General features: G+C 61.8%; 12 protein-coding genes. 1 reads left to right on the top strand and 11 read right to left on the bottom strand.

What is annotated here, in order from left to right:
- Positions 1-90: 90 nt before the first annotated feature.
- Positions 91-414, top strand: a complete 324-nt coding sequence (gene trxA / locus QN219_RS13675) for a thioredoxin (protein ID WP_153440576.1) — start codon at positions 91-93, stop codon at positions 412-414.
- Positions 415-514: 100 nt separating this feature from the next.
- Here the strand turns inward: trxA and QN219_RS13670 are convergent, their stop codons facing one another.
- The 11 genes from QN219_RS13670 to QN219_RS13620 all read right to left on the bottom strand — a co-directional run bounded on the left by QN219_RS13670 (position 515) and on the right by QN219_RS13620 (position 12,056).
- Positions 515-1,858, bottom strand: coding sequence for a folylpolyglutamate synthase/dihydrofolate synthase family protein (locus QN219_RS13670; protein WP_284000238.1), 1,344 nt, complete (start codon positions 1,856-1,858; stop codon positions 515-517).
- 108 nt (positions 1,859-1,966) lie between these two features.
- Positions 1,967-2,881: an acetyl-CoA carboxylase, carboxyltransferase subunit beta gene (gene accD, locus QN219_RS13665; protein ID WP_284000237.1), complete on the bottom strand. Its 915-nt coding sequence runs from the start codon at positions 2,879-2,881 to the stop codon at positions 1,967-1,969.
- 50 nt (positions 2,882-2,931) lie between these two features.
- On the bottom strand, positions 2,932-3,771 hold the full coding sequence (gene trpA / locus QN219_RS13660) for a tryptophan synthase subunit alpha (RefSeq protein ID WP_284000236.1): 840 nt from the start codon (positions 3,769-3,771) through the stop codon (positions 2,932-2,934).
- 5 nt (positions 3,772-3,776) lie between these two features.
- The gene (gene trpB / locus QN219_RS13655; protein ID WP_284000234.1) at positions 3,777-4,997 is read right to left on the bottom strand and encodes a tryptophan synthase subunit beta; all 1,221 of its coding nucleotides are present in this window, start codon (positions 4,995-4,997) and stop codon (positions 3,777-3,779) included.
- A complete protein-coding gene (locus QN219_RS13650; protein WP_284000233.1) occupies positions 4,981-5,667 on the bottom strand; it encodes a phosphoribosylanthranilate isomerase in 687 nt (228 codons plus the stop codon). Before QN219_RS13650 ends, trpB begins: the two co-directional genes overlap by 17 nt.
- A 499-nt stretch (positions 5,668-6,166) precedes the next feature.
- A complete protein-coding gene (locus QN219_RS13645; protein ID WP_284000232.1) occupies positions 6,167-6,922 on the bottom strand; it encodes a SprT family zinc-dependent metalloprotease in 756 nt (251 codons plus the stop codon).
- An 88-nt stretch (positions 6,923-7,010) separates the two neighbouring features.
- Entirely contained in the window at positions 7,011-7,436 is a 426-nt protein-coding gene (locus QN219_RS13640; protein WP_284000231.1) for a DUF2852 domain-containing protein, read from the bottom strand.
- Positions 7,437-7,698: 262 nt separating this feature from the next.
- Positions 7,699-8,973, bottom strand: coding sequence for a polyhydroxyalkanoate depolymerase (gene phaZ / locus QN219_RS13635; RefSeq protein WP_284000230.1), 1,275 nt, complete (start codon positions 8,971-8,973; stop codon positions 7,699-7,701).
- A gap of 239 nt (positions 8,974-9,212) precedes the next feature.
- Positions 9,213-10,046 carry an amidohydrolase gene (locus QN219_RS13630; RefSeq protein ID WP_284000229.1) on the bottom strand — a complete coding sequence of 278 codons (834 nt, stop codon included), beginning with the start codon at positions 10,044-10,046 and terminating at the stop codon, positions 9,213-9,215.
- Complete coding sequence (locus tag QN219_RS13625) at positions 10,043-11,065, bottom strand: zinc-binding alcohol dehydrogenase family protein (protein WP_284000227.1); 1,023 nt, start codon at positions 11,063-11,065, stop codon at positions 10,043-10,045. The genes QN219_RS13630 and QN219_RS13625 overlap by 4 nt, the downstream gene beginning before the upstream one ends.
- 13 nt (positions 11,066-11,078) lie before the next feature.
- Positions 11,079-12,056 (bottom strand): ABC transporter permease, encoded by a 978-nt coding sequence (locus tag QN219_RS13620; RefSeq protein ID WP_269280049.1) that lies wholly within the window; start codon positions 12,054-12,056, stop codon positions 11,079-11,081.
- Between the last annotated feature and the right edge of the window lie 15 nt (positions 12,057-12,071).

Raw genomic sequence — 12,071 nt, 5'->3', positions numbered from 1 at the left:
CCGGTTCAAACCGAAAGGCGCGGTCACATTTTGAAGAACCGCAGGATCAGAGGTCGTGCGGTCGCCATTTCCGAAAGCAAGGAGCAGCAGATGGCCACTGTGAAAGTCGATACCTCCAATTTTCAGCAGGAAGTCCTGAACTCGGCCGAGCCTGTCGTCGTCGATTTCTGGGCGGAATGGTGCGGTCCGTGCAAGATGATCGCGCCGAGCCTTGAGGAAATCGCAACGGAGCTCGCCGGCAAGGTCAAGGTCGCCAAGCTCAACATCGACGAAAACCCCGAGCTTGCCGCTCAGTACGGCGTACGCTCGATCCCGACGCTCGCTATGTTCAAGGCCGGCGAAGTGGCGGACATCAAGGTCGGTGCCGCTCCGAAGACCGCATTGACCTCGTGGATTTCGACTGCCGCAGCCTGAGCTGCCAGGTCCCCCAAGAAACCAAACTCAGAAAAGCCCGGCCAGCCGGGCTTTTTTCTTATCTCGGATGGAGACCGAAAGGCCGAATGGGGCACGCCCTTTATCGCGGCGGCGTGCCATTTTCGGAGAGCACGTCACCGACGAGATAAAGCGACCCGCCGATCAGGATGCGCGGCGGTACCGGATCCTCTTCGACAAGCTCTGCAATGATCCCGAGCGCTTCTGCCACGGACGAGGTCGCGGTGGTCTCGAAGCCGACGGCGCCGGCATCCTCGGCGAGCGCCACTGGGTCGAGGCCGGAATCGGAGCCGTGGATCGGCACGGTGAAGACCTGCTCCGCAAGATCGAGGAAGGCCCTGAAATAGCCGACCGGATCCTTGGTGTTGATCATGCCGATGATCAGGAACAAGGGCCGCGGCTCGCGCTCCTCGAAACTCGCCATCGCCTCGGCAATGACCTGCCCCGCCCCCGGATTGTGTCCGCCATCGACCCAGATCTCGGCACCTGGCGGGCCATGATGCGAAAGCTTGCCGCCGCCGAGTCGCTGCAGGCGCCCGGGCCATTCGACGCCGGCAAGGCCCTTTTCGATGGCCGCCTCTGGAATATCAAAGCCGGCCGCCCTGACCGCGCGGATGGCCGCGGCGGCGTTGGCATACTGGTGGCGGCCGGGCAGTCGCGGCAACGGCAGGTCCGCCAATCCGCGTTCGTCCTGGAAGACGAGCCTGCCAAATTCCTCATGCGCCATGAAATCCTGGCCGTAAACGGACATCGGGCAGCCGAGACGCTCGGCTGTGGCGACAAGGACGTCGCGCACGCCGTCTTCCTCCTGATGGCCGATCACCACCGGGCAGCCGCGCTTCATGATCCCTGCCTTTTCGGCGGCGATCAGTTCCACACGGTCGCCGAGATAGGACTGGTGGTCGAGCGAAATGGGCATGATGACGGAGACCGCCGGCCGGGCGATGACATTCGTCGCGTCGAACCGGCCGCCCAGCCCGACCTCGATGATCGCGACGTCGGCGGGGTGCTCGGCAAAGAGCAGGAAGGTGACGGCAGTCAGTATTTCGAAAACGGTGATGTGTTGACCGGCATTGGCCTCCGCCACACGTCGCACCGCGTCTGCAAGCACCCGATCGCCGACAAGCGCACCCTTTCCGCCCTTGACGCCCAATCGATAGCGCTCGTGCCAGTTCACCAGATGCGGCGACGTGTGGACGTGAACGCTCAGGCCCGCAGCCTCGAGGATCGCCCGCGAAAAGGCCGTCACCGAGCCTTTTCCGTTGGTCCCGGCAACATGGATGACGGGCGGCAGCCGCTCCTGCGGATTGCCAAGCGCGGCCAAAAGCCGGGTGATCCTGTCGAGCGACAGGTCGAACCCTTTTGGATGCAAGGCGAGAAGCTTCTCGATCTCCTGCGCCGCTTCGCTGACCTGCGTCGCCGTCATGTCAATCGCCTCGAAAAATCGTCTGCCGGCACGCGATGCCGACACAGTGTAAAATCGGTTCCCGCCTGCATGCCGCACGAAATCAACCGAGCCGAGCGGACGCGACGTCTAGGCGCGCGCCGCGACCGGCAGGGCGGACGCTTGCGGCCCAACCTCGCGCTTGGCGGCTTCAACCGGCTTCTTCATCAAAATCTTGAGGAGGCGTGCAATGGTCGTCGGGATGTCATGCCGCTTGACCACCATGTCGACCATGCCGTGCTCCAGAAGATATTCGGACGTCTGGAAGCCTTCCGGCAGCTTTTCGCGCAAGGTCTGCTCGATCACCCGCTTTCCGGCGAAGCCGATCTCCGCGCCGGGCTCGGCGATGTGAATGTCGCCAAGCATCGCGTAGGACGCTGTCACGCCGCCCGTCGTCGGATTGGTCAAGACGACGATGTAGGGAAGTCCTGCTTCCTTGAGCATGTTCAAAGCCACGGTCGTCCGCGGAAGCTGCATCAGTGAAAGGATGCCTTCCTGCATGCGGGCGCCACCGGAGGCCGGAAAGATCACCAGCGGGCACTTTTCGCCGATCGCCCTCTCAAAGGCCTTCACGATCGCCTCGCCTGCCGCCATGCCGAGCGAGCCGCCGATGAAGTTGAACTCGTGCACGACGGCAACGAGCTTGACGCCCTGAACGAGGCCAAGACCGGCGACGATGGTATCCTCAAGCTCGGTTTTCGCACGGCTGTCACGCAGGCGATCGATGTATTTCTTCGAATCGCGGAACTTGAGCGGGTCCTGCGCTACCTTCGGCTGCGGCAGCGTTTCGTAGATCCCACCGTCGAAAAGATCCTTCAAGCGGGCCTTCGCCGGCATTTTCATGTGGAAGCCGGACTGCGGAATGACCCACTTGTTCTCTTCGAGATCGCGATGGAACACCATCTCGCCGGTTTCGGGGCACTTGATCCAGAGATTTTCCGGAACTTCCCTGCGACCCAGCATCGAATTGATCTTCGGCCGAACGTAGTTTGTGATCCAGTTCACTTATAAACTCCTGAAGAATTCCTTCGGGTTGTGCGCGTTAATCTGGGCAATTATTCGGCTGCGGCGAGCCTTGCCGCCCGCACACCGGCCGAGAGGCCCATTACTAACGCTTCAACACCCGGCACCGTCGCATCGGTCGCGTGTCCCTCTTCCGTGAGGCTGGAGGCGATCTGATTGACGATAGCTGTGCCGACGACGACTCCATCCGCCGACGCACCGATTGCCCGCGCCTGTTCTGCCGTCTTGACGCCGAAGCCGACGCAAACGGGCAGTTGCGTGTGCGCCTTGATCCGCTCAACGGCGCCTGCAATCAGCGACGGATCCGGCAGGGCCGAACCGGTGATGCCGGTCATTGAAACGTAATATACAAAGCCGGACGTGTTTTCGAGCACCTTGGGCAAGCGGCGGTCATCAGTGGTCGGCGTCGCCAGGCGAATGAAATTGATGCCCTTGTCGAGCGCTGGGATGCAGAGCTCGTCATCCATCTCCGGCGGCAGATCGACGACGATCAGACCATCGATACCGGCAGCGAGCGCGTCCGTCAGGAAACGATCGACGCCATAGATGTAGATCGGATTGTAGTAGCCCATCAGCACGATCGGCGTCTGCTGGTCGTCGCGGCGGAAAAGGCGCGCGAGCTCAAGCGTCTTGGCGAGCGTTTGGCCGGCCTTCAACGAACGTTGCCCGGCCAACTGGATCGCCGGCCCGTCGGCCATGGGATCGGAAAAGGGCATGCCGAGCTCGATCACGTCTGCGCCAGCCTTGGGCAGCGCCTTCATGATCGCGAGCGAGGTGTCGAAATCCGGATCGCCGCCCATGAAATAGGTGACGAGCGCCGGGCGACCCTCCGCCGTCATGTCGGCAAGCCGTTTCTCCATGCGTGCGGTCATGATCGTTATTGCCCCATACCCAGAATTTTGCCGACCGTGAAAATGTCCTTGTCGCCGCGACCGGAAAGATTCATCAGGATGATCTCGTCCTTGCCCATCTTCGGCGCCCGCTTGATGACCTCGGCCAGCGCATGCGACGGTTCGAGCGCGGGAATGATGCCTTCGAGTCGCGTCAGCGTCTGGAAGGCTTCGAGCGCCTCATGATCCATGATCGGGACATATTCTACGCGGCCGATATCGTTCAGCCAGGCATGCTCCGGACCGATGCCCGGATAGTCGAGACCAGCAGAGATGGAATGCCCTTCCTTGATCTGGCCGTCGCCGTCCTGAAGCAGATAGGTGCGGTTGCCGTGCAGGACGCCCGGCGAGCCGGCCGTGATCGAGGCGCAATGCTCATCGCCTTCAAGCCCCTTGCCGCCGGCTTCGACGCCGACGATCTTGACGCCCTCGTCATCCAGGAACGGATGGAAGATGCCGATCGCATTGGAGCCACCGCCGACCGCCGCGATGACGAGATCGGGAAGACGACCTTCGGCTGCAAGGATCTGTTCCTTCGCCTCCTGGCCGATGACTGACTGGAAGTCACGGACCATTTCCGGATAGGGATGCGGACCGGCGGCGGTGCCGATCAGGTAATAGGTGCTGTCGACATTCGTGACCCAGTCGCGCAGCGCCTCGTTCATCGCATCCTTGAGCGTGCCGTGGCCGGCCGTTACCGGTTTCACCTCGGCACCGAGAAGCTTCATGCGAAATACATTCGGCGCCTGCCGTTCGACGTCGGTCGCGCCCATATAGACAACGCACGGCAGGCCGAAGCGGGCGGCGACGGTCGCCGAGGCCACGCCATGCTGGCCCGCGCCGGTCTCGGCGATGATCCGCGTCTTGCCCATGCGCTTGGCAAGCAGAATCTGGCCGATGCAATTGTTGATCTTGTGGGAGCCCGTGTGGTTCAGCTCTTCGCGCTTGAAATAGATCTTCGCGCCGCCGAGTTCGGCCGTCAGGCGCTCGGCGAAATAGAGCGGGCTCGGCCGTCCGATGTAGTGCGCCCCAAGCTTTTCGAGCTCGGCCTTGAAGGTCGGATCCGTCTTTGCCTTGTTCCATTCATCCTGAAGATCGAGGATCAGCGGCATCAGCGTTTCGGCCACGAAACGGCCACCAAAGATACCGAAGCGGCCTTCCTCGTCGGGTCCGGCTCTGAAGGAGTTCAGTTTAGGCGCCTCGTTCACGTCTTGCTCCCTGCTCGCGCCGCTCGTCGTCTGCTCGGCGAACGGCATCGAAAAATGCTTCCATGAGCTTCAAATCCTTGACGCCCGGCGCGCTCTCGACGCCGGAGGATATGTCGACCGCCCGCGCGCCGGTCAGCGCCAGAGCCTCGCCGATGTTGTTTGCATTCAGTCCACCGGAAAGCATGTAATCGACGCCGCCGTCAAGCGCGTCGAGCAGCCGCCAGTCGAACGAAACGCCATTGCCGCCCGGCAGGTCGGAACCCGCCGGCGGCTTGGCGTCGAAAAGAAAGCGATCGGCAATGCCGAGATAGGGTTCGATCCGGTCGAGGTCGGATGCCTCCCGTATCGACAAGACCTTCATGACGTGAAGGCCATAGACTGCTTTGACCGAAAGCACCCTGTCCGGACTTTCGGAACCGTGAAGCTGCAGGATGTCGGGCTTGAGGCCGAAAACGATCTCGTCGAGTTCATCATTGTCCGCGTCGACCGTCACCGCCACGATCTTTGCCCGGCCGCGAATGCGCTCGGCAAGACGGCCGGCGTCGTCCGGTTCGATATTGCGCGGGCTTTTCGGATAGAAGATGAAGCCGGTGTGCGATGCGCCAAGCGCGGCAGCGCGCTCCACAGCCTCGGCGGTCTTCAACCCGCATATTTTCACGTCAGTTTTCATGGGAAGCGACCTTGCATGAAATGTCGCCCGAGTCGAGCCAAAACGTTGCGTCGCCTACAGCGCCGCGCGTCAAAAATATGATGGGCCAAGGGCACTGCAGCATCTCAAACTCGCTGCATAATTTTGGCCCCTAAATCGATTCCGGTTTAAGGAATTATGCTGCGAGCACGACCGGCGCAACGTTGCGGCACGGCCAGCTTCTCACCGTATGCATTGTACCACAACGGAGAAGGAAGCACGCGTCTGCTGATCGCCCTCATCTTGCCCTACAGCGCCGCGCGTCATCAGACCCGCAAAGGACGCTGTAGCGCTTTTTGAACTGCTGCATGTTTTTCACGATCGGTCGGCCCTTTGCGGGCATCATCTGCCTCATTCTGCAGATTACACTGATCGGTTGGATTTCGGCAGCGATCTAGTCGGTCTACGCGCTCAACCAGTACAAGACGAACCAGAAGATCAACGCGGCACTCCACGGCCGCGCGTTGCCCGGGGAACTGCTTTAGCCGAAGTCTATCGCATGCAGCATGGTGCCGTTGCGCTTCAGCCAGTGCTTGGCGTCGCGGGTGTCGGGACACAATTTCTCGCAAAGCGCCCAGAAACCCGGTCCGTGGTTCATCTCCTGGAGGTGAGCAACCTCATGCGCCGCGAGATAGGCGATAACCTTCGGCGGCGCCATCGCGATCCGCCAGGAGAAGCTCAAGTCACCTTCTGCGGAACAGGAACCCCAACGGCTGCGCGTGTCCTTCAGACTCAAGGACCGCGCCCGGCACCCGATCCTGCCGGCATAGACGGCAACGAGACGTTCGAGATCGTTGCGCGCTTCCTTCTTCAGAAAGTCGGCAATCCGCCGGCGCAAATGTTCCTCCCCGCCGCTCACCCGCAAAACGCTCTCTTCGCCAAGCGTCAGGGCCTCCGTCAATCCGCGAATCCTGCCGGTTCTCTCGATGCGGTGGGCGACGCCGCGGATCAGGATGGAGCCCCCATCCTCGAGTTCGCTTTCACCGGAAAACCGCGCAAGCTTGGTCATCAGCCAGCCCTGATGGCGGTTCAGGAAGGCGTGGACTTCGCGCTCGGGCAGGCCTTCCGGGACGGTGAGCTTCAATGCCCGGCCGCCTGGCTCGATGCGAAGAGTCATCCGTGTAGCACGGGCATTCTGGCGGATGGTCAGCGGCAGAAGCTTGCCGGCGACCTCGATGTCGCGCGTGATATCTGCGGGAGATCCATCGTGGCGGCGCCGCTTGAGGGAAGGAAACATGGCGCCTTTCTATCCGATTCGCGGATTGTTCGCAGCAGCGGTTGGTTATCCGGCGTTTCATGTGAAACGCCGGATAAGTGCTTTCGGCTCAGCTTGTCTCGGAACCCGTGGACGGAGCGGGGCCACCGTTCCTGCGCTCGCGCATGAAGCGGTCGAACTCGTCCTGGTCCTTGGCGCGGCGAAGTTCGCGCACATAGGCGTCGAATTCCTCGCGCATTTCGTCAAGCTTGCGGCGCTCTTCGTCGAGGCGGGCAAGTTCCGCTTCACGCCAATCGTCGAAAGCGACGTTGCCGGTGCGATGATGCGCCCAGTGCTGACGGTGGTTGCGCCGGAAGCCGGCGCACATGCGATCCACGCTGCCGTTGGCGTCCTTCTTGAACGCCCTCAGCTTTTCGCCGAAGAGGATATACGCGAGCATTGCCAGGCCAAGCGGCCAGAACACAACGAAGCCGAGCACCATCAACGCAATGGTCGCGGGCGTCCAGTCCGGACGGATCAATGCAGATTGGTTCATCTTCACGATTCCTCGCAGTCAGCGGGCCGCCCATCGCGACCCGATGAAAACGATGTGGGAAAGGCCCACCGTCACTGCAAGACTTTCGAGATCGGAATCGAACAAGATCTTGACTCTACATCGGCAAAAAGGACCCTCGAGCATTCCGCCTTCACGGCATCGGCTACAGCGCCGGGCGTCTTATCATACGCGCAAAGGACGCTGTGGCAGTTCGAGTTGCTGCATCTTGAGGAAACATGCAGTCAGGCGGAACACTCTCATGTCAGGCCGACTTGCCGCCCTTGATAAGCTGCTTGACCGGCTGCGCGCGACGCGAGTGCTGCCGCTGGAAAGCGACGATGCGCGGCGCGATCTCGCGGCGGAAGCGCGATCCGTTGAAGACGCCGTAATGGCCGACATCCGGCTGCATGTAATGCTGGCGCATATGCTCCGGGATGTTGGTGCAGATCGTCTGCGCGGCCTTCGTCTGGCCGACGCCGGAAATGTCGTCGTTTTCGCCCTCCACCGTCAAAAGCGCCACCTTGCGGATGGCCGCCGGGTCGACGCGCCGCCCCCGGTGCGTCATCTCGCCTTTCGGCAAGGCATGCTGCATGAAGACGACTTGCACGGTCTGGAGGTAGAACTCCGCCGTCAGATCCATGACCGCCAGATACTCGTCATAGAAATCGCGGTGCTTGTCGGCGGCATCACCGTCGTTCTTGACGAGATGCGCGAAAAATTCCTTGTGGGCGATCAGGTGCCGATCGAGATTCATCGACATGAAGCCGGAGAGCTGCAGGAAGCCCGGATAGACCATGCGCATGAAGCCCGGCTGCGGCCACGGAACGGGCATGATGACATTGTCGCGGAACCATTCGGTGGAGCGCTCTTCCGCCAGTTGATTGACGGCCGTCGGATTGATGCGGGTGTCGATCGGCCCGCCCATCAGCGTCATCGACGCTGGCGCAAGGGGGTCTTCCGCCGCTTCCATCAGCGAAACCGCGGCCAGGACCGGCACCGCCGGCTGACAGACGCCGATCACATGAGTGTCGGGTCCGAGGAAGTGCAGCATCTGGGTGACGTAGTCGATATAGTCGTCGAGATCGAACGTGCCTTCAGCCAAAGGCACCATCCGGGCATCGATCCAGTCGGTGATGTAGACATCTGCATGCGGCAGCAGTGCTTCGACGGTCCCGCGCAGCAGCGTGGCGTAATGCCCGGACATCGGCGCGACGATCAGGACCTTGTGGTCCGGCGTTCTTCCCTTCGGAAGGGAGCGCTCGAAGTGGATGAGATTGCAGAAAGGCGCGCGCCAGACGATCTTCTCGCGAACCGCCACGGGCTGCCCGTCGACGATCGTTTCCGGAAGGCCGAATTCCGGTTTGCCGTAGCGCCGCGTGGCGCGCTCGAAAACCTCCAACCCCGCGGCCGCGGCACGACCGAAATAGGTGTGCGAGACGGGATTCATCGGATTGTTGAAGGCGAGGCGCAGCGCATCCGCGGCCGTACGCCACGGGGCCATCATGGCATGGTTCAATTCGTAAAGCTGGTAGAACATGGGACGCGTACCCCTTGTTTCAATCAATGACAATGCCGCTCCCAGTCGGACGCAAGCTTGCGATTGTTTGTCTTGGTGTCCGCAATCGCTGCCAGACCACCACGGTTTTTGTGCAGTGCAACAATATGCCCTTTCCACCTCGGAACAAGATCTCTCAGTAAAATGTTACTGGATTCCCAACACTGCGCCCGTTCCCTTTCGCGAGGCTGTTCTCGCGAAAAGCCGGGCAAGGCAATTGCTTAGCCGGAAATTCCGTAAAAGCGGGCCGCCGTGCGCGAAAAAACATTCTCCCGCTCCAAGGGTGTGAGGTGCGCCGTCAGTTCCTGTGCCGCAGCAAACCATGCGCCATAATCCGCGTCGAGCAGCACCACCGGCCAGTCGCTGCCGAACATCACGCGATCGGGCCCAAAGACATCGAGGAGATGCGCTGCATAGGGCTTGAGTCTCTCGACCGACCAGCCGGCTCCAGCCTCCGTCACTAGCCCCGAGAGCTTGACGTGAACGTTCGGGCGACGCGCGAGCGCTGCCATATCGGACCGCCAAGGCTCCAGCTCTCCCGCGGCGATAAAGGGCTTGGCGCCGTGGTCGACGACGATCGCAAGCGCGGGCACCTCATCGGCAAGGGTCGCGATCACCGGCAAATGCCGCGGCTGGATCAAGGCGTCGAACCTGAGGTCCAATTGCGGTAATGCCTGCAGAGTGACAATCGCCCGCGGCTGCAGGATCCAGGCAGTCTCCACAATGCCTTGCAGCATCGGTCGGATACCCTTGAACTTCCGGTGGGCCTTAAGACGGCTGATCTCCGAAATAGCATCGGCGGCCAGAATGTTGACCCAACCGACCACGGCGGCGACCGTATCCTCCCGTTCTGCGAGCGAAAGCAGGAACTCGGTTTCCTTCACGTTCGGCGCGGCCTGAACGAGGACGGTTCGCGAAATTCCTGACGCCGCGAGGTGAGGCTTGAGGTCGTCGGGTCCGAAATCACGGTAAATCGGCGCCAGATCGGGCACCGGCCAGTCGTTATGGCCAAGGCCGAGCGTCCAGTAGTGCTGGTGAGCATCGATGAAGGTCATGCGGCACCCACTTTTATCACCGCCTTGACGAGACCGGACTTGTCATGCGCCCAGCGCGGCAGATCGTGCACCGCCTGATCGAGTGTCGTGCGATGGGTGATCAGCGCATCGATCGGGACCAGGCCGTCGCGAAGCGACGCAATCACGTGGTCGAAATCCACACGCGTGGCGTTGCGGCTAGCGACCAAGGTCATCTCGCGTTTGTGAAATTCCGGGTCGGAGAAACGAATATCGTCCTTGACCACGCTGACGAAGACGAGCGTTCCGCCATGGGCGACGTGGGCAAACGACCGTTCCATCGACGTTCCGTTGCCTGTTGCGTCGAAGACGACATCGAAGCCATCGCCATCCGTCGCCTGCGCGACCGCACGTTTAACGTCATCGTCGACAACGATGCGGTGCAGGAAGCCAAGCCTGTCGGCGGCGAAGCCCAGTCTTTCGGCACTCGTATCGAGAAGGGTGACGCCGTGTCCGGCGATCCGGGAAAAGATCGCCGTTCCGAGGCCGATCGGACCGGCGCCGATGACGAGCGAACGGGCGCCGGGCGCGGCGTTCGACCGACGCACCGCATGGGCTCCGATCGCCAGGAATTCGACCGCAGCGGCAGCTTCGGGCGATAGATCCTGAGCCGGATAGAGATTTTGTTCCGGCATCATGATCTCCTCGCAGAAGGCGCCATCGGTGTGAACGCCGAGAACACGGATCGCCGTACAGCAATTCGGCTTTCCGCTTCGGCAGGCCACACAGGTTCCGCAGGAGAGATAGGGATTGACCACCACCAGCGTCTCGGACGCGAGGGATGTCTCGGGGCCCGCTTCGATCACCTTCGCCGAAATCTCGTGCCCCATCACGCGGGGATATTGCAGGAAGGGGTGCTTGCCTTCGAAGATGTGATAGTCGGTACCGCAGATTCCGACATGGCTGACGGCGAGGCGGGCCCAGCCGGCGGCGGGTGCCCCCGGTCGGTTACGGTCGACGATCTCGAGGCGCCCCGGCTCCGGGCAGAGGATGGCTTTCATGCATGAACCCCGATCATCGCTCGCCCCGCCGCCGGAGCTGGTCGAAGTAGACGATGACGATGATGAGCAGCCCGGTGATGACGCGCTGCCAGAAGGAATTGACGTTCATGAGATTGGCGCCGTTGTTGATGGTCGCCAGAATGAAGGCGCCGAGCAGCGGGCCGTGGACCGAACCGACGGCGCCGAAAAGGCTCGTGCCGCCGATCACCGACGAGGCTATCGCTTGCAGTTCCCAGCCCTCCGCCTGCGTGGCGTTGCCGATGCCGATGCGCGAGGCAAGCAGCAGGCCGACAAAGGCTGCGCAGGTCGACGACAGGATATAGGCCAGATAGATCGTGCGGTTGACGTTGACGCCGGAAAGGCGGGCCGCCTCGCTGTTCGAGCCGACAGCAAAGAGATAGCGACCGAAACGGCTGAGGTGCAGGAAGATATAGGCCGGCACGGCGACGACGATCACCATCCAGAACAGGCTCGGCACACCGAGAAAATCGGCCCGCGAGAAATTGGTGAAGGCCTCGTTGGTGATCGATATCGTCGAGCCGTTGGTGATGAGCAGGCCGATGCCGCGCAGCGACGTCAGCGTTGCCAGCGTAATGATGAATGGCGGCAGGCCCATGCGGACGATAGCGAAGGCATGGAACGCGCCGATCAGGACGCCGATCGCCAAAGTGGCGATGAGGGCAAGCCAGAGAGGAACGCCGGCGGCAAGCAGCCATGCGACAATGACGCTGGTGAAACCGACCACGGCTCCGACCGAGAGGTCGATGCCGGCGGTGATGATCACGAAGGTCTGGCCGACGGCAAGGATTGCCGTCATCGCTCCCTGGCGCAGCAGGTTGCTGATGTTGTTTGGCGTCCAGAAGCTGTTGGTCGCGAAGCCGAGGAGCAGCCAGAGGAAGAGCAGGAGCCCCAGCAACGTCAGACCGAACAGGATGCTGATCCCTTTCCTCGGCGTCGGCCCCGCGCTGCTTTCTACCGTTTCCACACTCATCTCGTTCCTCCCTGC

This window comes from Sinorhizobium sp. 8-89 (genome assembly GCF_030124325.1).
Classification (GTDB): domain Bacteria; phylum Pseudomonadota; class Alphaproteobacteria; order Rhizobiales; family Rhizobiaceae; genus Sinorhizobium.
This window is presented reverse-complemented; position numbering and strand designations above follow the sequence as displayed.